Genomic DNA, 23,442 nt, shown 5'->3' on the forward strand with positions numbered 1-23,442 from the left:
CTGCAGTGACCTGCAGCGATCAGCTCTGCGCGCTGGTCGCGTTGAGCTCTGCCAACGTGGCGTCGTCCAGCACCAGCTGCGCGGCCTTCACCAGCTCCTGCAATTGGCCCAGGGACGTGGCGCTGGCAATCGGCGCGACGATGGCGGGCTGGCGCATTTGCCAGGCCACCGCCACCTGCCCGGGTGTGGCGTCGTAGCGCTGTGCCACCGCATCCAGCGCCGCCAGAATGCGCAGGCCCCGGTCGTTGAGGTACTTGGCAGTCGTGTTCGTGCCGCGGGCACTTTTGGCCGCATCGGCCGGTGTGCGGTACTTGCCTGTCAAGAAACCTGCGGCCAGGGCATAGAAGTTGATCACGCCCACGCCGTGCTCCACGCACAACGGCTGCAGCGCGTCTTCGAACACCGCGCGGTCGTACAGGTTGAACAGCGGCTGCAGGCTTTCGTAGCGGGGCAGGTGCAGGCGCTCGCTGGTCTGCAGGGCCTCCGCCAGCCGGGCGGCGCTGAAGTTCGACGCGCCGATGGCCCGCACCTTGCCCGCGCGGATCAGGTCGGCGTACGCGCCCAGCGTGTCTGCCAGGGGCACGGTGGCATCGTCGTCGTGCGACTGGTACAGGTCGATGCGGTCGGTCTGCAGGCGCTTGAGCGATGCCTCCACCGCCTGGCGGATGTACTCGGGCCGCAGGCCCACCTTGCCGTCGCCCATGTCCTTGCCGACCTTGGTGGCCAGCACGATGCGGTCGCGTTTACCGCTGGCGCGCAGCCATTGGCCGATGACGGTTTCGGACTCTCCGCCCGCGTGCCCGGGCGCCCAGCGCGAATACACATCCGCCGTGTCGATGAAGTTGAAGCCTGCGTCGACCCAGGCATCGAGCAGCGAGAACGAGGTGGCTTCGTCGGCCGTCCAGCCGAACACGTTGCCGCCAAAGCACAGGGGAGACACTTGCAGGCCGGAGCGGCCCAGGGGACGGAGGTTCATCGGTAGCCTTTCAATGCAGGGTGATGGAAGCTCGGGTTCAACGGATGCACTGGAGTTCAGGCGTGGTCTGACAGCGCTGGCTCGATGGGGCGTGGTGCATGCGGTGCACAGATGGGCTGTCGCTCACACCCAGCCCAGCGCGCCCAGCACCGCCCCTGCGCCCAGCATCCACAGCAAATGCAGTTTGGTGCGCCACACCAGCACCACGGTGACCACGCTCAGCAGCCACAGCGGCCAGGCCGTGCCCGGCCCGCCATGGGCACGGGCCAGCACCCACGAGGTGGCCAGCAGCAGGCCGATCACCACCGGGGCCATGCCCTGCTTGAAGGCGCGCACGCCGCGGCGTTCGCGGTTGCGGTGGCCCCAGCGCGTGGCCATCCAGGTCAGCAGGCTGCTGGGCAGCATCACGCCCAGCATGCACACCGCCATGCCCAGGGCGCCCAGCAACCAGCCGCCCACGCCGGGGCCGCCGGCGTTGATGCCCACGTTCCAGCCCAGCAGCGCGATGAACAGCACGTTGGGGCCGGGGGCGGCCTGGGCGATGGCGATGGACGCGTTGAACTGCGGGTCGGTGAGCCAGGCATTGCGCTCGACCAGAAAGCGGTGCATGTCGGGCGCGGTGGCAATGGCGCCGCCCACCGCCAGCAGCGACAGCGACATGTAGTACAGGAACAGGTTGAACCAGTCCGCAGGGCTGAGCGCGATCAGCGGGGCGGTCACGGCGGTGGCGAGGGTGGTGGCAGCAGCGGTGGCAGTGGTCATGGCGCAAGCTTTCTCCACGTCAGCAGGCAGGCCGCGCCGCCCACCACGGGCAGGATCCACAGCAGCGGCCATCGCAGCACCGCCATGGTGATGACGGTCAAAATCACGAAGGCCACGCACAGCGGGCGGCCCAGCGGGTGCTTCTTGATGGACACGAAGAGCTTGATGCCCACCCCGGCGATCAGCCCCGCCGCCACGGCCCCCATGCCGCGCAGTGCACCGGCCACGGCAGGGTGGCTGGAGAACTCCGCATAGATCACGGCCAGCGCCAGCACCAGCATCAGCGGAAAGGTCAGCATGCCCGCCAGCGCCGCGAACGCACCGCGCAGGCCAAAGTAGCGGTCGCCGATCATGATGCTGAGGTTGACCACGTTGGGCCCCGGCATGATCTGCGCCACGGCCCAGTCCTCGACGAACTCCTCGTTGGTCATCCAGCGCTTTTTCTCGACCAGCTCGCGCTGCACCACGGCGAGCACGCCGCCAAAGCCCTGCAGGGCCAGCCAGGTGAAGGACCAGAACAGATCGGACGGGTTGCGGGGCTGGGGCCGCGGCGGTAGGCCGGGGGTGGGGTCGGGGGAGGGCAGATCGGTGGCGATGGCCATGACTAATTCACAGTAAAAGTGGCAGCTACCGCGCATCTGGCGAGCGGTAGCAGCTATCAAATCAGGAGTGGTGCGAAGGGGCGGCCCGGAGCGTCGCGCCCACGCGCCATGTTACGCGCGCCGCAGGCGCCGCCTCGGCTCGGCGCGGGGCGCTGGCGTCGCGTTGCGGCAAGGCTGGGTGAGCGATTGGCGTGCACGGCGCGGACACCCCGCGGCCCGCGGCCCTCGGACAGGCCGGGCGGGGCGTGTGTGTTCGCCCCGCAGACAACAGTGGGCTTCACCCCAGCTTGCCGCGCAGCAGGTGCTCCTTGTTGCGCCACCCCGCATCGTCGGGCGTGGCGACCTTGAAAAGCTTGATGTCGGCCTGGCTCGCATGCTTGACGCGGAAGACCTTGAAGCTGGCCTGGTTGGCATAGGGCACGAAGAACCAGATGGCGTCGCCGCTGGCCTGCGTGGGGTAGGCCACCTCATGCCAGCACAGGTCGGCCATGCTCTGCTGGGCCACCTCGCACACGCGGGCGTCGGCCTGGTGCTCGTATTTCACTTCGAGGATCTTGGCCATGGGTGTCCTTGTCCTTGTGATGGGTCTGACGGAAATCGGCAGGGCTTGGAGAGGTCGCCTTCAACCCGTTCTGAGCGAAGCAGCGGGCGGGAATTGACTCTGGGTTCGAAAACAACCCGTGCAACACGCCAAACGCCAGGTGCATGCGTCGTGCGATGCTCCGTCGTGTCAGTAGCGTCCCGTGCCCGGTGCCTCAACCCTCATCATTGTGAATATGCATGCGTGGCGGCGTGTTGGTGGTTGTACCCGGTGCCCTCCGCGTTGGTGCCGTTGCTGTTGCTGCTACCGCACGCTGCAGACTCCCGGCGCAGCATCGCCATCTCCCGATCGATCAGGTTGGAATGGCTCGCCTTCTCCAGCGCATAGCGCGACAGGTCTTCCACCTCCGCATTGAACCCGGGGTGGTCCAGCCGCCGCAGCGAGGCCAGCGCGCGCTGAAGTGCCATGCCCACCTCGACCGCGGGCGCGCCGTAGCGCACCAGGGGCGTCCACACATCTTCCAGCAAGCCCGCCTCGCGCAACCGCGGGGCGGTGACCCGGTCGAACTCCACCGCGGCGTCCTGTTGCGCAGCGGTCTGGCGCCCGGTGTCCACCCAGAAGATGAGGGTGCGCACCGCCGCAGCGATCACGTCGAGGGCCGTCCCCGGGTCGTTGACCGAGGCCGACATCGCGCGCGCCGCGATCTCGCCCATCACCACCATCCCGAAGCGCGGGTCGTGGTCAAAGGTGCGCCCGGCGCCGATCAGCACGGCATCGGCAATGGCCTGCTGTTCCTCTTCGGTCAGGTCGACATCGCAGCTGGCCAGCACCACCGAAGGCTCGACGAATGCGCCGGGCAGGACGTGCAGATGCAGCGTCGTGCCCAGTGCCTCGGCCCGGGCCTGCAGGATGTCCATCGAAATGTGCTGCACGAAGCCGGTGGCGGGCGCACGCACCGCGTGGCTTCCTTGGGCGCCGGGTGGCTGCGGTTGACCGCCCAGAAAAGGTTTCTGCAGGCGCTGTGCCATGGCGGCCATGGTGGCAGCTTCGACCCGCCGGATGGTCTCGCCGAGGCGGCCCAACACGGACAGATAGTCGATCCAGCGCAGCAGCACCACCACGACCAGCACCAGAATGACCAGCGTGAAGCCGAAGAGCACCAGCCGCCCTCCGTCGCCATACAAATGCGCATGCAGCCCGATCAGGGCGATCACGCTGTACAAAAACGTCCCGATGAACGCCGCCAGCGTGTTCTGTACCGTGGAGTCTTCGATCAGCAACTGCGAAGCGCGGGGCGTGGCGCTGTTCGACACCGCGCTGAAAGAGCCCACCATGGTGCTGGCCGAGAAGATGGCCACCGTGAGCATGCTGGAGGCCAGGATGCCCAGCAGGCTGCCGATGGAATCCGACCCCAGCTTAATCGCCACGCTCTCTGGTATGTAGGGCCCGATCAGAGCGGACAACGCCACCGCCATCAACGCGAACAGCGAGAAGAGCGCGCAGCGGCTCCAGGTCTTGCGGGTCAGCCGCAGCAATTGATAGCGAAGTTTTTCAGACATGCGCATCAGTATCCGAGTGCCGTTGCAGGCCGGCATGAAGGACGGCACCGCCAGATGACCGCCGCCGTGAAGGTGGTGGGCGCTTGCCCGTGTCTGACATGGCTGGTGGGGCGCAGCATGCGCCGTAACCTGCTCTACCGCACACTCATATTGCCCTGGGTGCTATCGAAAGTGAAGCATAGGCCGCGGGCAGAATGCCTGCCGACCTGCTCATGTGCAGCTACGCCGCAGCCAGCGCTACGCCGCCCGCCAGTCGCTCGATCACCGTGGCGCGCATGTTCGGGGGGGCCGTGTGCAGCAGCGCGGGCCACTGCGCCTTCGCCTGCTGCACCACATCGCGCAGCAGTGCCAGATGGCGCGGCACGCGCAGCAGTCCGGCGGACTTCATCAGGCCCTCCATGTCGCTCCAGCTGAACGCGCGCAGCGTGCGGTCGATGGCGCGGTTCACCGCGTACTGGCTCTCGGGCACGCCGTCGAAGAACGCTGCCACGCACACCGGGTCGTACAGCGGCGCCAGCTGCGGCACGCGGGCATCGGGGTAGATCAGCGCCCAGTTTTTCAGGTGCGCATCGGTGTTGCCCATGAGGATAAACGCCACCATGCGCGCCATGAATTCGCGCGTGTCCTGCACCGGCTGGCTGCTCAGGCGGTTGAGCACGCGCAGCATGGTGGCCCAGTCCTGCAGCATGCCCTTGCCGTACTTCTGCCGCGGGGTGTAGCCCAGCACCTGGTTGAACTCTTCCATGTGCACCCGGGCGCCACCGGGCAGGTGGTCAAAGCGCTGCACGGCCAATATGTCGTTGAAAGGCACTGCGTCGGGCAGGTCGGCCTCGGCGCGGGTGATGACGCGCACGTCGGCACAGTGCAGGCCCACCGCCTGGCACAGCTGGTAGCCCGTGTATTCGTTGGCCACCAAGTCGGGGTGGGCCGTGGTGGGTAACTTCAAGATCACGCTGCCGGCCGCGCCCCGGCGGTGCACGGTGTAGCGGCGGCCATCCTGCACGGCGCTGAACTTGGTCACCACGCCGGGCAGGGACGCCGCGTCTTCCACCGGGTATTCGACAAACGCCGGCTCCAGCACGTCCAGGCCCTGTGTGGTGTGCCAGTGCCGCACCACGTCCGGAATGCCGTCCTGTGCAGGCACGGGTTCCACCTCCAAAGCACCCATCAGGTCGTGGCCCGCAGCGGCCAGCAGTTCGAACTCGTCGTCGGGGCTGCAGCCGCGCTCGCGCGCCAGGCGGTCGCGGTTGTGGCCTTCGGGCAGCAGGTTTTGAAAGTACACCGGCCAGCGCCCATCAGTACGCACCAGCCGCGCATCGCGCGCCGACGCCAGAATCTGCTGCGTGGCCGCCTCGTCCGCGCCCTGAAGGCTGAGCGACAGGGTGGGGCGCTGCGGGTTGCGGATGTAGCTCTCGTCAAACGACACGCGCAGGATGTCGCCGTACTGCGAGAGGTAGCCAATGGATTCGCGGCGGCTGGCGGGCGTGCCCGGGCTGCCGCCGCGCTCGCCCGCCACGCCAGTCGCCCGCACAGGCCGGTGCAGGTAAAGGCGCAGGTAGCGGATGGAGGTGCTCATGGCATCAATGGCTGCGGGGCTGTGGTGGCTGTGTGAGATGCTGGTGGGTTCAGCCGGGGCGGCTCAGGCTGTCCACCACGGAGGGCGGTGCGTCCACACCCTCGGGCTGGCCCAGGAACTTGCCGCCGGACTGGATGAACGCCTCCAGGCTGGGCCGCAGGCTGCTGGGCACGGCGATGATGTCCAGGCCCAGCACACGGGCCATCTCGGCCAGGGTGGAATAGCGCGGGTCCAGGTCGCCGCCTTCGGTGCGTTGCACGGTCATGCGGGAGAGGCCGGCGCGTTCGGCAAGCTCGGCTTGGGTGACTTTGGTGGCTTTGCGGGCCCCTGCCAAAATGCTGATGAGATCGTTTTTCATGATCTAATTTATACTCTTTTTCTATAAAAAGATAAATATAGTTATTTTTTTTGATTTTACCTCCGTTGATGGGCGAGATGGAAGCTATGGAGAATTTGTCATGCTGCGAATCCACGTGACCGGCGCTTCTGGTTCCGGCACTTCCACTCTGAGCAGGGCTTTGGCTGCTGCATTGAATGGCACGCATCTGGATGCCGACGACTATTTCTGGCTGCCCACGGAGCCTCCTTTCACCACCAAGCGCGACAGCGTGGAGCGCCTTGCGCTGCTGTCGGATGACCTGCGCCGTCACAGCGTCGTGGTGCTGGCCGGCTCGGTGGCGGGCTGGGGCGCAGAGTTGGAAGACTCGTTCGATCTCATCATTTTTCTGTACGTGGATGCCGCCGCGCGCTTGGCGCGACTGCGCCAGCGGGAGGCCCAGCTTTTTGGCCACGCAAACCCAGAGTTTCTGAGCTGGGCCGCTCAGTACGATGTGGGTGAACTGCCCGGTCGCAGCCTGCAGCGGCAGCGCGATTGGCTGGCAGCGCGAAGCTGCCGCTGCATGGAACTCCGTTCGGACGTTCCGGAAGATCAATTGGTGGCCGCTGCATTGGCGGCGGTGCGCAGCCTGCCACTGCACCGCGCGCACGGCGTGTAAAACCTGCAGCGGCGCAGGTGTCCATCTACCGGGCGGGCGCGGGCAGCACCTGTCGTCGCTCCTCGCAAAACCGCTGCGCCTCGTCCACCAGCCATTCCCGCACCTGGTCCATCGCCGGGCTGGGGTGTGCGGTGGTCACGAACGAATACGCCGCACGCGACAACACGCTGTGCGCCAAGACAGGCACCAGGCGCCCGGCCTTCACGTCCTCCAGCACCAGCGCTGCGCGGCCCATGGCGATGCCCTGGCCGGCCAGGGCCGCGCCCAGCGCCAGCTGCGACAGGTTGAACTGCTGACCGCCCGCCCAGGACGGCGGTGTGGCGCCCATTTGGGTGAACCAGTGCTGCCACTCTTCGTAGGTGTCCGCGCCGTCCCAGGCGCTGCCGTCGTGCAGCAGCCAGTCGCCCTGCAGGTCGGCTGGTGCGGTGATGGGCGGGTGGCCGGCCAGAAAGCCGGGGCTCGCCACCGGGATGAGCCATTCGTCCAGGAACACGGTGGCGCTCAGGTCGCGGTAGCCGCCCAGGTCGAAGCGCACGGCAGCCTCGATGCCGTCTCGCACCATGCGGGTGCGGTCCAGCGTGTGGAACTCCCCGAAAACGCGCAGACCCAGGCTCGGGTACTGCCGAAAGAACTCGCCCAGCCGGGGCGTGAGCCAGCTCATGGCGAACGACGGCGAGCAGCTGAGGGTGGCAGTGGCGGACTCGGGCGGCTGGCGCATCTGGGCCAGGGTGCTTTCGATGGCGGTGAAGCTCTCGCGCAGCACCACGGCCAGCCATTGGCCCTCGGGCGTGGGCACCAGGGCGCGCGGGGTGCGCAGGAACAGCGGGCGGCGCAGCCAGTCTTCCAGCTGCTTGACCTGCTGGCTCACCGCGCCCTGGGTGATGCACAGCTCTGCCGCCGCCTTGGTAAAGCTGCCGTGTCGGGCGGCCGCATCAAAGCTGCGCAGCCACGCGAGCAGAGAGGGAGAAAGTCGAATGTCCATTACTTTGGCTAATGTCTTCGTCACTATAAATGCGTTGTGACAAGCGAGTGACAGGCGAAGAATGCTGCAGTGCGTGGGCCCGGGGTGCGACAAGCGCCTGCCCGCCCACTGTGTGCCACTGCCGCCCAAACATCTATGTCCGAAAACGAATACATGGTCGAACCGTCAGTCCTAGAGGGAATCGATCCGCTGCTATCGAGCCACCTGCGCCAGGCCCAGCCTTGCCTGTGGACCAACCCGGTGCGGCTGTTGAAGGCGCCTGCATCCCTTCAGGCACTGGGTCGAACCATTAGTTTGAATGATACGCGGGAGGCTGCGGCGCGGTTCCATCGCTTTGAAAGTTTGCTGGCGCAGGTGTTTCCCGAGTTGGCAGGCACGGGCGGGGTCGTTGAATCTGCCGTGCTGCCTGCCGCAGCGCTGCAGCCAGCCTTGGGCATGGGGCCTGGCCAAGGTCGGTTGTTCATCAAGGCGGACCACAGTTTGCCGGTGGCCGGATCGATCAAGGCCCGGGGCGGCATGCACGAGGTGCTGGAGTTTGCGGAGGGGCTGGCGCTGCAGCACGGCCTGGTGCAGCCGGGTGGTGACTACCGCGCGCTGGCCACCCCGCAGGCGCGCGCGGTGCTGGGCCGCTACCAGGTGGCGGTGGGCTCCACCGGCAACCTGGGGCTGAGCATCGGCGTGGTGGCGTCGGCCTTGGGCTTCAGGGCCGCGGTGCACATGTCGGCCGATGCCAAGGAATGGAAGAAAGAGCGCCTGCGCCAGCGTGGCGTGCAGGTGGTGGAGCATGCCGGCGACTACGAGCGCGCCGTGGCTGCCGGCCGTGCGCAGGCGGGCAGCGACCCGCTGTGCCACTTTGTCGACGACGAGCAATCTTTCTCGCTGCTGCTGGGCTACAGCGCAGCGGCCCTGCACCTGCCCGCGCAGCTGGCAGAGCAGGGCATCGTGGTGGACGCCGAGCATCCGCTCATCGTGTACCTGCCTTGCGGCGTGGGCGGCGCTCCTGCAGGGATTGCATTTGGCCTGCGACAGGTGCTGGGGCCGCATGTGCATTGTTTCTTTGCCGAGCCGGTGCAGTCGCCGTGCTTCATGGTGCAGATGCTGGCGGATCAGGCCACGCAGTCGGGTGGTGGCCAGGCGCACCCCTCGGTCTACGACTGGGGCCTCACCAACCAGACCGAGGCCGACGGCCTGGCCGTGCCCCGCGCGTCCCTGCTGGCGGCGCAGTTGATGGGGCCGCTGCTGTCGGGCGTGTTCACCGTGGCAGACGACACCTTGTTTGCCCACCTGGTGCAGGTGCTGGACGCACTGGGCGAGCGCATCGAGCCCTCGGCGGCAGCGGGTTTCAGTGGCCCGGGCATGTTGACCGGCACCGATGCGGGCCAGGCCTGGCTGCACCGCGCGGGGGTGGGCGCAGCGCTGCCCAACGCCACCCATCTGGTGTGGACCACGGGCGGGCTGCTGGTGCCCGATGCGCAGTACGAGGGTTTTGTGCAGCGTGGGCGGGCCCTGCTGGCGGCCCGTGGCTGACGCTGCCGACGCCCGTCCATCGCACCGGCATTCCGCCTTCGCGGCCCACCGAATCCGTCCCGACAACCCCTTGAATCCCTTGACCTTTGAAGAGAACACCATGAACCGCAAGAAGCTGCTTTTGTCTGCCGTGATCTGTGCCCTGGGGGCCGCTGCGTGGGCGCCCGCCATGGCGCAGGACGGTCCTTTCCCTGCCAAGCCGATCACGCTCGTGATCCCGTTTCCGCCGGGTGGCGCCACCGACGTGCTGGGCCGGCTGATCGGCAAGAAGATGGGCGACCTGCTGGGGCAAAGCGTGGTCATCGACAACCGCGCCGGGGCGGGCACCACCATCGGTGCCAGTGCCGTGGCCAAGGCGGCGCCTGATGGCTACACGCTGCTGATGAGTTCGGGCACCACCTTCACCGTGAACCCCGCGGTGCGCCCCAAGCTGCCGTACGACCCGGTCAAGAGCTTCGAGCCCATCGGCATCGCCGGGCGCACCAGCCTGATCCTGCTGGCCAACAAGGACGTGCCCGCGGCAGACGTGAAGCAGTTCGTGGCGCTGGTCAAGGCCGCGCCCGACAAGTATTCGTACGGCTCGTTCGGCGCAGGCACCACGTCGCAGTTTGCGGGCGAGATGTTCTTCCACGCGGCGGCGCTCAAGATCCAGCATGTGCCCTACAAGGGCAGTGCACCGGCCATGACGGACCTGATGGGAGGGCAGATCCCGTTCACGGTCGATACGGTGTCCGCCGCGCTGCCGCAGCTCAAGGACGGCAAGATCAAGGCCATTGCCGTCACGGCCGGCAAGCGGTCGGCCCTGTTGCCCAAGGTGCCGACGCTGGCCGAGAGCGGCTACCCGGGCCTGGAGATGGACACCTGGCTGGCCATGGTGGCGCCGCGCGGTTTGCCGCCCGCCGTCAAGTCGCGGCTGGAGCTGACCCTGGCCCAGGTGGTGTCGGACCCGGACACCCGCGACAAGATGATCGCGGTGGGGTTTGAACCCGCCTATGCTTCGTCCAAGGCGGTGGCCGAGCTGATCGACAAGGAGCTGCCGCTGATGCGCGCCATTGCCCAGCGCGCCAGCATCACCGCCGACTGAGCCACCCGCGAACCAGCAGAGGAGACAAGCCTGACATGAGCACACAAAGCAACCGGAGCACGCTGGTCGAGCTGACCGCCAACGAGCTGCGCCACCGCATCGGCACCCGCGAGGTATCGCCCGTCGAACTGCTCGATGCCTGCATCGAACGCATTGAGGCGATCAACCCGCACGTGAACGCCATCACCGCCACCTGCTACGACCGTGCCCGCACCGAGGCCCAGGCCGCCGAGCAGGCGGTGCTGCGCGGCGAGCCGCTGGGCCTGCTGCACGGCCTGCCGCTGGGTGTGAAGGACCTGGAGGCCACGGCCGGGCTGCTGACCACCTACGGTTCGGAGATCTACCGCAGCAACATCCCGGCCGAAGACAACGTGCTGGTGGCCCGGCTGCGCGCGGCGGGCGCCATCGTCACCGGCAAGACCAACATCCCGGAAATGGGTGCTGGCGCCAATTCGCGCAACACGGTGTGGGGCGCCACGGGCAACCCGTTCAACCCCAACCTGAACGCGGGCGGCTCCTCGGGCGGCTCGGCCGCGGCGCTGGCCTGCGACATGCTGCCCGTGTGCACAGGGTCGGACACGGGGGGCTCGCTGCGCATTCCGGCCGCCAAATGCGGCGTGGTGGGTTTTCGGCCATCGCCCGGCGTGGTGCCCAGCTCGCGCAAGCTGCTGGCCTTCACGCCTATCTCCGTGGTGGGGCCCATGGGCCGCACGGTCGAAGAGGCCTGCCTGCAGCTGGCCGCCACCGCCGGGCTGTCGGTGGGTGACCCGCTGACCTACCCGCTCGACCCGATGAGCTTTCTGCTGCCTGAAGGCGTGGACCTGGGCGGCTTGCGCGTGGCGTACACCGAAGACTTCGGCGCCTGCGCCGTGGACGACGGCATTCGCGCCGTGTTCCGCCGCAAGGTGCAGGCCATGAAGCACCTGTTTGGCAGCTGCGACGCCATCGATGTGGACCTGGGCGATGTGCACCGCTGCTTCGACGTGCTGCGCGCCGAGGCCTTTGTGGCCAGCACCCGCGAAGCGTACGAGAGCGACCCCGCCAGCCTGGGGCCCAACACCCGCGCCAACTACGAACTGGGCGCCACCATGACGCTGCTCGACAGCGCCTGGGCCCAGGCCGAGCAGACGCGCATCCTGGCGCGGTTCCAGAAGCTGTACGAGCACTACGATGTGATTCTGGCGCCGACCACGCCGGTGTCGCCGTTTGCGTGGACACAGCTGTACGCGAGCCACATCAATGGCGAGCCGCAGGCCAACTACTACCGCTGGCTGGCGCTGACGTACGTCACCACGCTCACCACCCACCCCGCGCTCAGCCTGCCGTGCGGGCTGGACGATGCGGGTATGCCGTTCGGCTTGCAGATCGTCGGGCGTTTCAGGGCCGACCGGCACACGTTGGGCGTGGGGCATGCGCTGGAGCAGGCGTTCAAGGGCATCCCCGGGCTGGCGCGGCCGCGCCCGGACCTGGCCAAGCTGCAGGGCACGCGGGCCGAGCCTGCACTGACCTCCATCGTCACCGGTGCACCCGACCCGAGGGACGCCCGCAGCCTGCCGCGCGAAGACCGGGTGGCGTCACAGGCCGCGGTGTCGGCGGTGTGACCAGCGCCAGTGCACCACCATGAAGGCAACGAAGGACAGGCCATGGACTCTGTGACATACGACCATGTGGTGATCGGTGCGGGCATTGCCGGTGCCTCCGTGGCCTGGCAACTGGCGGCCGCGGCCACCGGTGCAGGCGATGCGGACGCGGCCACCCGCGTGCTGCTGCTGGAGCGCGAATCGCAGCCCGGCTACCACACCACCGGGCGGTCGGCCGCGCTGTACATGGCGACGTACGGCACGCCCAACATCCAGGCGCTGACCCGCGCGAGCCGCGGGTTCTACGACGCGCCGCCGCCCGAGTTTGGCGACACGCCCATCCTGTCGCCACGGGGCGTGGTGTACGTCGCGGGGCCCGGGCAGCTCGACTTGCTGCAGCAGGCTTACGACGACGCCCGCGCAGCGTCGCCCAATGTGGAGTGGGTGGACCACGCGGCGTTGATGGAGCTGCTGCCGTGCCTGAAGCCCGACGCCGTGGCAGCGGGCATGAGCGAGCCCGAAGCAGCCGACATCGATGTGCACGCCCTGCACCAGGGCTACCTGCGCGGCCTGCGCCAGCGCGGCGGGCAGGTGCTGACGGGCGCCGAAGTCACGGCCCTGGCCTGGGCGGGGGAGATATGGCACATCACCCTGGCCGATGGCCGCACGCTGCAGGCCCGCACCCTCGTGAATGCCGCCGGGGCCTGGGCCGACGTGGTGGCCGCTCTGGCGGGCGTGCCGCCCATCGGCCTGGAGCCGCGCCGCCGCACGGCTTTCACCTTTGCCGTGCCGGAGGGCATGGACGCCAGCCGCTGGCCTGCGGTGATCGGTATCGACGAGAGTTTTTACTTCAAGCCCGACGCCGGCCAACTGCTGGGCTCGCCCGCCAATGCCGACCCCACGCACCCGCACGACGTGGTGCCCGAAGAGCTGGACGTGGCCACCGGCATCTATCACATCGAGGAAATGACGCGGTTACAGATTCGCCGCCCGTCGCACACCTGGGCGGGCTTGCGCTCGTTCGTGCCGGACGGCGACATGGTGATCGGCTGGGACAACCACGTGCCGCGCTTCTTCTGGCTGGCAGGGCAGGGCGGCTATGGCATCCAGAGCGCGGCGGGCGCATCGCTGCTGGCGTGCCAGCTGCTGCGCGGCGAGCCGCTGGGCGATGAATTGGTGCGTGAGGGGGTGGTGCCGGAAGCGCTGTCGCCGGCGCGGTTGCGGTAGCGAAGGACCGGGGGCCGGGCGCGTTTGGCGCTAGCTCAGGCAGCGGGCGCCCCGGGCTGTGCACAGCGCCCTACCGGCCGCATTGCGCCGAAAACCCGCAGCGGCCGACTGCTGCCAGCGCTCAGGCGAAGGTATTGACCTGGGTGCCCAGCGTGCCCGACGTGGCCAGCGCCGGCTGGGGCATGGACTGCTGCATGGCGTCCAGCAGCGTGGAGGCGGACACGGCCTGGATGTCCAGCGCTTTCTTCAGCACCACCATGTTCAGGGCGTCCGATGTCTTGGCGCTGGCCAGGGAAGTGGCGGTGCTGACGATGCTGTTGGCGAGTGCGACGTCCATGGCGGTTCCTTGGGTTAATGGTTCCGTATCGGCAGGTCAGGCCGAGACTTGAGGCCTGTTACCTTGTGTGACACCTGGCCCCGCAGCTTGGAGCTGATAACAAAACTCAGCGAAGCGGTTCTGGCCAGGCGCTGCGTCGCAGGCACTGAGAGTTTTGTGAACCCCTCTCAGTCGAGCGCAGGCACGCCCAGCCCGGCGCATGTGGCCAGGTCGGACGCCGATCCGTCCGGCAACTGGCGCGCCACATCCCGCAGCGCCGTGCGCAGGCCTTCCTCCAGCGTGGGGTGATAGAACGGCATCCCCAGCAGGCACTGCACGGTGAGCTCCCGATGGATGGCGAGTGCCAGTAGGTGGGCCAGGTGCTCGCCGTCGGGTGCGCACAGCTCGGCACCCAGCAGGCGGCCCGTGGTCTTGTCGGCGTGGACGAGCAACCGCCCGTGGTTGTGCAGGGCAGCCCGGGCGCGGCCCTGGTCGGCAAAGCCCACGGTGCCCGTCACGGTGCAGGCCGGGTCGAGGTCGTCCAGGCGCTGGCCCACAGTGGCAATGTTGGGGTCGCAGAACACGATGGCCAGCGGCGTGCGGCGCTGGAACCGCGTCGGCGTGTCGGCCATGGCGTTCATGCCGGCGATGTGGCCTTCGTCCGCGGCCTCGTGCAGCAGCGGAACCTGCGTGTTGGCGTCGCCGGGCATGAACACCCGCAGGTTGCCGACCTGCAGCGTTTTCGGGTCCACCTGCGGCAGGCCGCGCTTGTCCAGCGGCACCCCCAGGGTCTCCAGCCCCAGGTGTTCGATGTTGGGTGTGCGGCCCATGGCGGCGATCACCTGGTCCACCACCACCCGGTTCGGTCCGCTGGACACCTCGATGCCACCGGCCACTTCGCGCAACTGCGCGGGTTCGCCGGTGTGCAGCACCATGTCTTTCTTGAGCAGCGCGGCCAGTTCTTCGTTGAGGCCGGGGTCGCTCAGCCCCGCCAGCGTGTCGCCGGTGCTGAATGCGGCCACCTGCAGGCCCAGCCGCGCCAGCGCCTGCGACAGCTCCACGCCGATGGCGCCCATGCCGACCACGGCGATCCGCGGGCCCAGTGTGGCTTGTTCGAACAGCGTGTCGGTGGTCAGCATGCGGTCGCCGAAGGCGAGCCATTCCTCGGGCACCTTGGGGCGCGATCCGGTGGCGATGACGATGCTCTTGGCCTGGTAGACCTTGCCGTCGATATCCACCGTGCCGGGCCCCAGCAGCGTGGCGCGGCCCGAGATGCTGGCGTGGCCCAGGTTGTCGGTGGCTTTCATCACGCCGGCCACGAAATCGTCGCGCAGGGCGCGCACACGCTGCAATACGGCGGGGATGTCGGCGCTCAGCGCATCGCCACCGCGTATCCCGAATTCTTTGAACGCATGGCGGCGGTGGAAGGCGTTGGCGGCTTCGATGAGGGTCTTGGACGGCATGCACCCCACGCGGGCACACGTGGTGCCCCAGGGACCGTCATTGACGATGAGGTAGCGGCTGGTGCGCTTGCGCACCTCGCGCAGGGCAGCCAGGCCGGCGGTGCCGGCGCCGATGATGATGGTGTCGAGCGGTTCGCTCATGAGGTGGGCTCCTAGGCAAACCTTGGTGCGGGGAGTGTGCGGCAGGCCCCGGCCGGTGCGGTGTAGGCGCACAGGCATTTCTGGCTCTCAGGGTTCGGTCCAGCCGACGCGGCCCTGGCCGATGTCGTTGATGCGCCGCACGAAGCCGGCTGCCTGCGTCTCGGGCAGGCGCAGCTGCAGGGTGACCAGGGAGCCGTGTCCGACCTCGCCCAGCTCGGCCCCGGCCGCCTCGATCTCGCGGCGCAGAAGCCCTTCGAGCGAGTAGGGCACCTGGCACTGCAGCGTGGCCATGCGCTGCAGCGTCACCTTGGGCGCGGTGAGCAGGGCTTGCGCCACCGCGTCGGTGTAGGCGCGCACCAGGCCACCCGCGCCCAGCTTCACGCCACCGAAGTAGCGCACCACGGTGGCGAGCACGCCTTCCAGGTCCTGGTGGCGCAGCACGTCGAGCATGGGACGCCCGGCGGTGCCGCCCGGCTCGCCGTCATCCACCGCCGCAGACTGCCCGCCCGCCAGCAGCGCCCAGCAGATGTGCGCCGCGCCGGGGTGCTGCTGCCACAGCGCGTCGACCGCCGCCTGCGCGCTGGCCCGGTCGGGCATCGGCTGCACGCAGCCGATGAAGCGGCTTTTCTTGATGGTGATATCGCTGTGCGCGGGCGCAGCCAGTGTGTAGGGCATGGGGCGGTGAGTTTACGGCGCGTCACGCTACCGGCCGTGCGCTGGCCGATGCGCCCCGTGCGCATGGGCTGAGCGTGCGACATCGGCAGGGTGTGGGGCGAATGCCACAGGCGCGCGCCTGTTTTACACCGCTGTTCACATGGCGTCTCAGAGTGTGCGTTTGGTCACACTCGCAGATGGCATCTGTTCCTACACTGGATTTTTGTGGCTGCGGTCTAAGCTCGCGCTACGTTTTTTGAATCGTGTTGAAGGCCTTCTTCGCTTCATTTTTCAGTTCATCGATCTCTCTGCGTTGCTTGCGATAAGCGGTGGTGTCGGCCAGGTTGCCGGCACTCGGCCTAGCGAAGGCACAAAGGAACCGCCATGTTCGCCATCCCTCTCATCGCGCCTTTGCACGAAACCCTGACCAGCCACGTGTTCGGCAGGTTCATGTCCCGCTCTGCAGCACCCGCCGCGGGCACAGAGGCCGCCGTGCCGGCGCTGGCAATGAGCGATGCCGCGGTGGACGACGCGGTGCCGGACCTGGCGCAGCGTGTGCGCGAAACGGGCGAGTGGTAGGCAGGCCTGCCTTTTGCGGCTGCAGCCTTTTTGGCGCGCTGCGGGGCGTTCAGCCGCCCACCAGCTGGCGTGACATGACCACGCTGGTGTAGTTGGTCAAGGGCCGCCAGTCGCACTCGCCCACCACCCGATAGCCCCACGACTCGTACATCGCAATCAGCGTGGACGCGGGCTGGGCGGTATCCAGACCCATGACCTGGGCGCCCGCCTGCCGTGCAAACGCAGTGGCATGTGCATGCAGCTGGCCGCCGTACCCCCGACCCTTGGCATCGGGCGAGATGCAGAACTGGCAGAAGGTCCACACGCCGGGCTCCCGGTACAGGGCCACCGGGGAGGCAGGCTGGGGTGGCCGCAGCGTGATGGTCCCGACGTATTCATCGCCCTCCAGCATCACGAGCCCGGTCCCGGATGCGAATCGCTTGGCCGTGTCCTCCACCGACTGGTGGGTTCCCCAGTACCGCAGGCCCCGCGCCGCATGGGGCGCGTAGGCAGTGTGGATGAGGTGGGTCAGCCGCTGCAGGTCATCGCCGGCGCTGACGGGTCGGATCAAGGTGGTGGGGCTGGCGGTCGTCATGGGGGCGATGGCAAGGCAGTGGGACGCCATGATGGCATGCGTGCGCGGCCATCGTCACGCCGGCCGTGCGCCGCCAAAGCCCGGATGGCACTGCAGTCCACCGGCTAGAAGCGTCAGAACGCTTCACCGGTTCAGAGTTTGAGTTCCCAGTGCTCTCCCACCAGTTGCTGCCCAAACCCTTCGTACGGCTCCGACTGGGCCAACTGGAAGCCGCGTTTGGCATAGATGCCACGCGCCGCAGCCAGGCAGCTGTTGGTCCACAGCACCATTTTCTTGTAGCCCTTGGCGCGGGCAAAGGCGATGCATTCGTCGGTCAGGCGCGCGCCCAGGCCCAGCCCCCGGGCCTTGGGCGACAGGATCAGCATGCGCAGTTGCGCCACAGTAGGGGACTTGCGCACCACGAACACGGCACCCACGCGCTCGCCGTCAAGCTCCGCGATCCAGCAGCGCTCCCACTGTGGCTGGAATTTCGTCACGAACTGCGCGGCGATGTCGGCCACCAGGGCCTCGAAGCGGGCATCCCAGCCGTACTCGCGCCAGTAGGTCTCGCCATGCTGCTGTACCACCCAGCCCATGTCGCCCGGTACAGGGTCGCGCAGCACGGCTACCTTGGCGGGGCCTTGCGGTGTGGATGCCGGGGCGAGCAATGCTTCGATGCGCTGCATGGCGTCCACCACCTCCTGGCGCCGGGCCGGGGGCAGGGGGGCGAGCAGGGCGGCGGCTTCGTCGCGCGAGCGCTGCTGCAGCGGCTCGAACGCCGCGCGCCCGGCGGCGGTCAGGGTCAGCACGCTCTGGCGCGCGTCCCGGGTGCTGGCGCTGCGGCTGATCCAGCCCGTGGCTTCGAAGCGGCGCAGGATGCGGCTCAGGTAGCCGCCGTCCAGGCCCAGGTCGCGCGCCAACTCGCTGGCCACCGGCGCATCGCGGTGGGCCAGTTCATAGAGCACGCGCACGTCGGTCAGCGACAGGTCGCTGCCCAGGTACGGGTCGAGCACGCCCACGCGGCGGGTGAAGAAACGGTTGAACCGGCGCACGGCCTTCACAGCCTCCGGCGCGACAGGAGGCGCGTTCGGTGGGTCGCTGGTCGAGCTGCTGGCGTTGGAAGTAGGGGTCTCCATGATTGCCTTTGTCATGTAATTAATTGACAAAAGCAAGTATATGCCGAACCTTCATCAAGCCTGCCATTACGAGGGGGAAGTGTTTGTGGGGCGACAAAAAGTGCCCACTCACGTAAAATCGCGGGTTACCCACCACAGCCGCGCCCCACGAGGCCCCATCCGCACATGGGCCGGCCGCGCTCCCCATCCGAATGAACGCCCCCGTCGACGTCTCCTTTTTTGCGCGTGCCGCAAAGCCATTGACCAGCTACCGCCCGTACTGGGCCAAGCGCTTTGGCACGGCCCCGTTCTTGCCGATGAGCCGCGCCGAGATGGACAAGCTGGGCTGGGACAGCTGCGACATCATCCTCGTCACCGGCGACGCGTATGTCGACCACCCGAGCTTCGGCATGTCCGTCATCGGCCGCACGCTGGAGGCCCAGGGCTTTCGCGTGGGCATCATCGCCCAGCCTGATTGGCAGAGCGCCGAGCCCTTCAAGGTGCTGGGCAAGCCCAACCTGTTCTGGGGCGTGACGGCGGGCAACATGGATTCGATGATCAACCGGTACACCGCCGACCGGAAGATCCGCAGCGACGACGCATACACCCCCGGCGACATCGGCGGCAAGCGCCCCGACCGCGCCGCCATCGTCTACAGCCAGCGCTGCCGCGAGGCCTACAAGGACGTGCCCATCATCCTGGGCGGCATCGAAGGCAGCCTGCGCCGTATCGCGCACTACGACTACTGGAGCGACAAGGTGCGCCGCTCCATCGTGGTGGACGCCAAGTGCGACCTGCTGCTGTACGGCAACGCCGAGCGTGCCCTGGTCGAGGTGGCGCACCGCATCGCGGCGCGCGAGCCGGTCGAGAAGATCACCGACGTGCGCGGCACCGCCTTCGTGCGACGGCCTGACGACGAGAGCGGCAAGGGCTGGTTCGAGATCGATTCCACCAGCGTGGACGAACCCGGCCGCGTGGAGGCGCACGTCAACCCCTACATGACGACCAGCGAGCAGGCCGCCGCGCAGGGCAGCACCTGCAGCAAGGACGATGCTCCTGATTCGATAGCTTCTGGCGCAGGCGCAGCAAGCGGTAGCGGCCAAAACAGCCCCAACCCTGCGATCCAGCCCATCCAGTTCGTCGCCAACCCGGCACTCAAGGCCAAGCTCAAGGTGCCGCCGCGCGACAAGAGCGTGATCCGCCTGCCCAGCTACGAGCAGGTCAAGAGCGACCCGGTGCTGTACGCCCACGCCAACCGCGTGCTGCACCTGGAGACCAACCCCGGCAACGCCCGCGCGCTGGTGCAGGCCCACGGCGAGGGCGTGACCGCCCGCGACGTCTGGATCAACCCGCCGCCCATTCCGCTGACCACGGCCGAGATGGACTATGTGTTCGACCTGCACTACGCGCGCGGCCCGCACCCGAGCTACGCCGACGAGAACGGCAGCCACGACCACGGCACCAAGATCCCCGCGTGGGAGATGATCCGCTTCAGCGTGAACATCATGCGCGGCTGCTTTGGCGGCTGCACCTTCTGCTCCATCACCGAGCACGAAGGCCGCATCATCCAGAGCCGCTCCGAGGATTCCATCATCCAGGAGATCGAGGACATCCGCGACAAGGTGAGCGGCTTCACCGGCACCATCAGCGACCTGGGCGGCCCCACGGCCAACATGTACCGCCTGGGCTGCAAGAGCCCCGAGATCGAGGCCGCCTGCCGCAAGCCCAGCTGCGTGTACCCCGGCATCTGCTCCAACCTGGGCACCAACCACGACCCGCTGATCAAGATCTACCGCCGCGGCCGTGCCTTGAAGGGCATCAAGAAGATCCTGATCGGCTCGGGCCTGCGCTACGACCTGGCGGTGAAGAGCCCCGAATACGTGAAGGAGCTGGTGCAGCACCACGTGGGCGGCTACCTCAAGATCGCGCCCGAGCACACCGAGCAGGGCCCGCTCACCAAGATGATGAAGCCGGGCATCGGCAGCTATGACAAGTTCAAGCAGATGTTCGAGAAGTTCAGCGAAGAGGCGGGCAAGAAGCAGTTCCTGATCCCGTACTTCATCGCCGCGCACCCGGGCACCAGCGACGAGGACATGATGAACCTCGCCATCTGGCTCAAGAAGAACGGTTTCCGTGCCGACCAGGTGCAGACCTTCTACCCGAGCCCCATGGCCACGGCCACGGCCATGTACCACAGCAACAAGAACCCGCTGCGCAAGATCACGCGCGACAGCGAGGCGGTGGACATCGTGCGCGGCGACAAGCGCCGCCGCCTGCACAAGGCCTTTTTGCGCTACCACGACCCGAACAACTGGCCCCTGCTGCGCGATGCGCTCAAGGCCATGGGCCGGGCCGATTTGATCGGCAATGGCAAGCACCACCTGATCCCGACCTTCCAGCCGCTGACCGATGGCGGCTACCAGAGCGCCCGCCGCAAGAATTCGACCCCCACCGGCGCCAAGGCTGCCGTGGTGCCCGCATCGCGCAGTGTGCAGCAGCCCACCAAGGGCCGCATCCTGACGCAGCACACGGGCTTGCCGCCGCGCGTGACGGGCTCTGGCACGGCGCCCGCAGGCGCAGGCAAGGGCAGCGGCAAGCCATTCAAGAAAGCTCGTTAGGCGGGTGCTTTGTGCCCGGTGTGCCCGGTGTGCCCTGGAGCTGCAGCAGTTGCGCCAGCGGCACGGGCCTTGCCACCGCATACCCCTGCGCGTAGTCCACGCCGATGAGCCGCAATGCGTCCACGATGGCGTCAGACTCCGCGAACTCGGCAATGGTCTGCTTGCCCATCACATGGCCGATGCGGTGCACCATCTCCACCATGGCCTGGCTGGTCGGGTCGTGCAGCAGGTCTTTCACGAAGGCGCCGTCGATCTTGAGATAGTGCACGGGCAGGTGCTTGAGATAGGTGAAGGAAGACATCCCGGCGCCGAAGTCGTCCAGCGCAAACCGGCAGCCCAGTTGCTGCAACTCCTTCATCAGGCGCACCGCGTTGGGCAGGTGCGATATCGCGCTGGTCTCGGTGATCTCGAAGCACAGCAGCGCAGGCTCCACCCCTGATTCGGTGAGGGCCGTGCGGATGTACTTGAGCAGGCTGTCGTCCCCCAGGCTGGTGCCCGAGAGGTTGATGGCGCAGGTGTGCACCGCCATCACGCCCGGCGTGCGCTGATGCTGTGCCAATGCCTTGAGCGTGTTGTGGATCACCCAGCGGTCGATGGAGGGCATCATTCCGTAGTGTTCGGCTGCGGGGATGAAGGCGCCGGGCGCCACCAGCGCGCCCTCTTCATCGCACAGGCGCAGCAGCACCTCCATGTGCAGTCCTTCGTCGCCGGGCGTGTGCAGTGCGCGGATGGCCTGGGCGTGCAGCTGGAACCGGTCGTGCTCCAGCGCCAGGCGCAGGCGCCGCACCCAGTCCATGTCGCCTTCCCGCCGCGTCATCTCGATGTCTTCGGGCTGGTAGATGAACACCCGGTTGCGCCCGCCTTCCTTGGCGCGGTAGCAGGCCATGTCGGCGACGCGCATGGCCTCCTGGATGGAGTTCAGGGCCGGGATGAGCTGCACCATGCCGATGGACAGGCCGGTGGTCAGCTGCTGGCCTTCCCAGTCCAGCCGCAGGTCCTGCCCGGCCTGGCGCAGCTGTTCGGCAATGCGCGCCGAGGGCCCCGCGGGGCAGTCCGTGAGCAGGATGCCGAACTCGTCGCCGCCCAGCCGGGCCAGCGTGTCGCCTTCGCGCAGATGGGCTTGCAGCATGCGGCAGACCTCGCGCAGCATCTCGTCGCCGGCCTGGTGGCCGCAGGTGTCGTTGATGAGCTTGAACTGATCCAGGTCCAGGTAGAGCAGGGACCCTTCGCGGCCCGGCTGCCGCGGGCGGCGCAGCAGGGCGTCGAGCCGCAGCTCGAACTCGCGCCGGTTGACGAGGCCCGTGAGTGCGTCGTGGCTGGCCTGCCAGGAGAGCTGCTCGACATAGTGCTGCTCGCGCGTGACGTCGTGCAGCACCAGCACCGCCCCCGTCACCTTGCCGTGGTGGCGCAGGGCCGAGCCCATCAGCTTGACGGGCACGGCGGTCTGGTCGGGCCGCACGATGGTGCGGTGGGAGGGTGCGTGCACCGGGCCCGCCGAAACGCTGCCGCTGTGGCCGCCCGCACCGGCCTGCAGGATGTCGGTCACCAGAGCTGCGGCCGTGGGTACCTGGCCGCCGTCACCGTCGAACTTCAGGATGTCCGCGAGCGGCTGCCCTGTTGACGGCGCTGCAGCGTGGTCCAGCAGAACTTCGGCTGCGGGGTTCATGTAGACGATCTGGCCGCGGATGTCGGTGGTGATCACTGCATCGCCGATGGCGGTGAGCGTGGTGCGGGCCTGTTCACGCTCGGCGCTCAGCGCCTGCTCGGCGCGGCGGCGCTGTGCGAGCAAGGTGTGCGTGTGCCACAGCGTCAGCAGGATCAGGGTGGCGGCCATGCCGCCGTTGAGCCACATCAGCATCTGCACGATGCGGCGCGAGCTGTCGCCCAATGCCTCGCTGAAACTGCGGGCCACAGGCGTCACGCCGGCATTGATGTCGCGGATCGTGGCCTGCCAGTGCACGCGCGTGATCTCGTCCACCTGGCCCAGTTCGGTGTCATGGCGGATCTCGTGCGACAGGTCACGCAGCGCGTTGATGTATTCGTCGCCCACCAGCCAGAACTCCATCGGCTTTTGCACTATCTCGAAGCGGTGGAAGTAGCGCAGCAGCCAGATGAGGCTGTCGATGTCGTCCGGGTGGTTGCCGCCGTGCGCAAAGCCCTCGCGCGCCAGCGCGACCTGCACTTGTCCGGGTTGCAGCGCCAGGCGCGCCGATCGATCCCCGAGCGGGATCTGCATGGCCTGCGTGAACCGTTCGAATGCCTGGGGCGAGCCATTGGCCGCATACTGGCCCAGGTAGTAGATGGCGTCCTTTTGCCCTTTCGTCCACACGCTCTCGCCGGCCACGAAGGCGCGGACGCTGGACAGCACATAGAGGCTGGCCGTGGCGCAGGCGGCCAGCAGCAGCACCATGGCAATGAATGGCCAGGTCAGCCGCAATGTCAGCTGCAGGGGGCTCCGCTCAACCGGCTGCGACGCATCCATGGATTGATCTCCCGCCGTGGCCCAGGTCCGGGGCCTGCAGTGCTGCGCCCCGAAAAGCTGACCAGGCCGTGCTGGCTGTGCCTTCCGCAGGTTGCAGGGCGCCGTGGGGG

21 protein-coding genes are annotated in these 23,442 nt (G+C 67.8%); 7 read left to right on the forward strand and 14 right to left on the reverse strand.

The features are described 5' to 3' along the window. Positions 1-19 precede the first annotated feature (19 nt). The 7 genes from ACIGHN_RS17910 to ACIGHN_RS17940 form a co-directional block, all read right to left on the reverse strand. The gene (locus tag ACIGHN_RS17910; RefSeq protein ID WP_396505407.1) at positions 20-976 is read right to left on the reverse strand and encodes an aldo/keto reductase; all 957 of its coding nucleotides are present in this window, start codon (positions 974-976) and stop codon (positions 20-22) included. 123 nt (positions 977-1,099) lie between these two features. Then, on the reverse strand, positions 1,100-1,738 hold the full coding sequence (locus ACIGHN_RS17915; RefSeq protein WP_396505408.1) for a chromate transporter: 639 nt from the start codon (positions 1,736-1,738) through the stop codon (positions 1,100-1,102). After that, positions 1,735-2,340 carry a chromate transporter gene (locus tag ACIGHN_RS17920; protein WP_056421431.1) on the reverse strand — a complete coding sequence of 202 codons (606 nt, stop codon included), beginning with the start codon at positions 2,338-2,340 and terminating at the stop codon, positions 1,735-1,737. The genes ACIGHN_RS17915 and ACIGHN_RS17920 overlap by 4 nt, the downstream gene beginning before the upstream one ends. A 277-nt stretch (positions 2,341-2,617) precedes the next feature. After that, a complete protein-coding gene (locus ACIGHN_RS17925) occupies positions 2,618-2,902 on the reverse strand; it encodes a DUF6150 family protein (RefSeq protein WP_396505409.1) in 285 nt (94 codons plus the stop codon). A 203-nt stretch (positions 2,903-3,105) separates the two neighbouring features. After that, the gene (locus ACIGHN_RS17930) at positions 3,106-4,440 is read right to left on the reverse strand and encodes a DUF2254 domain-containing protein (protein WP_396505410.1); all 1,335 of its coding nucleotides are present in this window, start codon (positions 4,438-4,440) and stop codon (positions 3,106-3,108) included. 220 nt (positions 4,441-4,660) lie between these two features. Then, complete coding sequence (locus ACIGHN_RS17935) at positions 4,661-6,016, reverse strand: type II toxin-antitoxin system HipA family toxin (RefSeq protein ID WP_396505411.1); 1,356 nt, start codon at positions 6,014-6,016, stop codon at positions 4,661-4,663. Positions 6,017-6,065: 49 nt separating this feature from the next. Then, positions 6,066-6,374, reverse strand: coding sequence for a helix-turn-helix domain-containing protein (locus ACIGHN_RS17940; RefSeq protein ID WP_396505412.1), 309 nt, complete (start codon positions 6,372-6,374; stop codon positions 6,066-6,068). Positions 6,375-6,474: 100 nt separating this feature from the next. On the opposite strand from ACIGHN_RS17940, the gene ACIGHN_RS17945 reads away from it, so the two are divergent. After that, on the forward strand, positions 6,475-7,011 hold the full coding sequence (locus ACIGHN_RS17945) for an AAA family ATPase (RefSeq protein ID WP_396505413.1): 537 nt from the start codon (positions 6,475-6,477) through the stop codon (positions 7,009-7,011). A gap of 25 nt (positions 7,012-7,036) precedes the next feature. Here the strand turns inward: ACIGHN_RS17945 and ACIGHN_RS17950 are convergent, their stop codons facing one another. After that, positions 7,037-7,993 carry a LysR substrate-binding domain-containing protein gene (locus tag ACIGHN_RS17950; RefSeq protein ID WP_396505414.1) on the reverse strand — a complete coding sequence of 319 codons (957 nt, stop codon included), beginning with the start codon at positions 7,991-7,993 and terminating at the stop codon, positions 7,037-7,039. A gap of 153 nt (positions 7,994-8,146) precedes the next feature. Between ACIGHN_RS17950 and ACIGHN_RS17955 the strand changes: the two genes are divergently transcribed. From ACIGHN_RS17955 to ACIGHN_RS17970, 4 genes are all read left to right on the forward strand, one after another. Next, a complete protein-coding gene (locus ACIGHN_RS17955) occupies positions 8,147-9,520 on the forward strand; it encodes a D-serine ammonia-lyase (RefSeq protein ID WP_396505504.1) in 1,374 nt (457 codons plus the stop codon). A 100-nt stretch (positions 9,521-9,620) separates the two neighbouring features. Continuing rightward, complete coding sequence (locus ACIGHN_RS17960; protein WP_056421426.1) at positions 9,621-10,604, forward strand: tripartite tricarboxylate transporter substrate binding protein; 984 nt, start codon at positions 9,621-9,623, stop codon at positions 10,602-10,604. A 35-nt stretch (positions 10,605-10,639) separates the two neighbouring features. Then, on the forward strand, positions 10,640-12,205 hold the full coding sequence (locus tag ACIGHN_RS17965; RefSeq protein ID WP_396505415.1) for an amidase: 1,566 nt from the start codon (positions 10,640-10,642) through the stop codon (positions 12,203-12,205). Positions 12,206-12,247: 42 nt separating this feature from the next. Continuing rightward, a complete protein-coding gene (locus ACIGHN_RS17970; protein ID WP_396505416.1) occupies positions 12,248-13,411 on the forward strand; it encodes an NAD(P)/FAD-dependent oxidoreductase in 1,164 nt (387 codons plus the stop codon). Between the two features lie 121 nt (positions 13,412-13,532). On the opposite strand, the gene ACIGHN_RS17975 is transcribed toward ACIGHN_RS17970, so the two are convergent. The 3 genes from ACIGHN_RS17975 to ACIGHN_RS17985 all read right to left on the reverse strand — a co-directional run bounded on the left by ACIGHN_RS17975 (position 13,533) and on the right by ACIGHN_RS17985 (position 16,006). Beyond that, positions 13,533-13,748, reverse strand: coding sequence for a YjfB family protein (locus ACIGHN_RS17975; protein ID WP_056421423.1), 216 nt, complete (start codon positions 13,746-13,748; stop codon positions 13,533-13,535). A 167-nt stretch (positions 13,749-13,915) separates the two neighbouring features. Then, positions 13,916-15,331: a dihydrolipoyl dehydrogenase gene (locus ACIGHN_RS17980; protein ID WP_396505417.1), complete on the reverse strand. Its 1,416-nt coding sequence runs from the start codon at positions 15,329-15,331 to the stop codon at positions 13,916-13,918. An 87-nt stretch (positions 15,332-15,418) separates the two neighbouring features. Further along, the gene (locus ACIGHN_RS17985) at positions 15,419-16,006 is read right to left on the reverse strand and encodes a YigZ family protein (RefSeq protein WP_056421421.1); all 588 of its coding nucleotides are present in this window, start codon (positions 16,004-16,006) and stop codon (positions 15,419-15,421) included. Between the two features lie 363 nt (positions 16,007-16,369). On the opposite strand from ACIGHN_RS17985, the gene ACIGHN_RS17990 reads away from it, so the two are divergent. Beyond that, complete coding sequence (locus tag ACIGHN_RS17990) at positions 16,370-16,564, forward strand: hypothetical protein (RefSeq protein ID WP_396505418.1); 195 nt, start codon at positions 16,370-16,372, stop codon at positions 16,562-16,564. Between the two features lie 49 nt (positions 16,565-16,613). Here the strand turns inward: ACIGHN_RS17990 and ACIGHN_RS17995 are convergent, their stop codons facing one another. Both ACIGHN_RS17995 and ACIGHN_RS18000 read right to left on the reverse strand, forming a co-directional pair. Next, positions 16,614-17,138: a GNAT family N-acetyltransferase gene (locus ACIGHN_RS17995; protein ID WP_056421419.1), complete on the reverse strand. Its 525-nt coding sequence runs from the start codon at positions 17,136-17,138 to the stop codon at positions 16,614-16,616. Between the two features lie 131 nt (positions 17,139-17,269). Beyond that, a complete protein-coding gene (locus ACIGHN_RS18000; RefSeq protein ID WP_396505419.1) occupies positions 17,270-18,253 on the reverse strand; it encodes a GNAT family N-acetyltransferase in 984 nt (327 codons plus the stop codon). 191 nt (positions 18,254-18,444) lie between these two features. Here ACIGHN_RS18000 and ACIGHN_RS18005 point away from each other — a divergent pair, with 191 nt between their 5' ends. Continuing rightward, positions 18,445-20,850, forward strand: coding sequence for a YgiQ family radical SAM protein (locus ACIGHN_RS18005; protein ID WP_396505420.1), 2,406 nt, complete (start codon positions 18,445-18,447; stop codon positions 20,848-20,850). Here ACIGHN_RS18005 and ACIGHN_RS18010 read toward each other — a convergent pair. Further along, complete coding sequence (locus ACIGHN_RS18010; RefSeq protein ID WP_396505421.1) at positions 20,834-23,332, reverse strand: EAL domain-containing protein; 2,499 nt, start codon at positions 23,330-23,332, stop codon at positions 20,834-20,836. The genes ACIGHN_RS18005 and ACIGHN_RS18010 overlap by 17 nt on opposite strands. Positions 23,333-23,442: the final 110 nt, after the last annotated feature.

The sequence above is a fragment of the Acidovorax sp. NPDC077693 genome, assembly GCF_044542805.1.
In the GTDB taxonomy this organism is placed as follows: Bacteria; Pseudomonadota; Gammaproteobacteria; order Burkholderiales; family Burkholderiaceae_C; genus Acidovorax.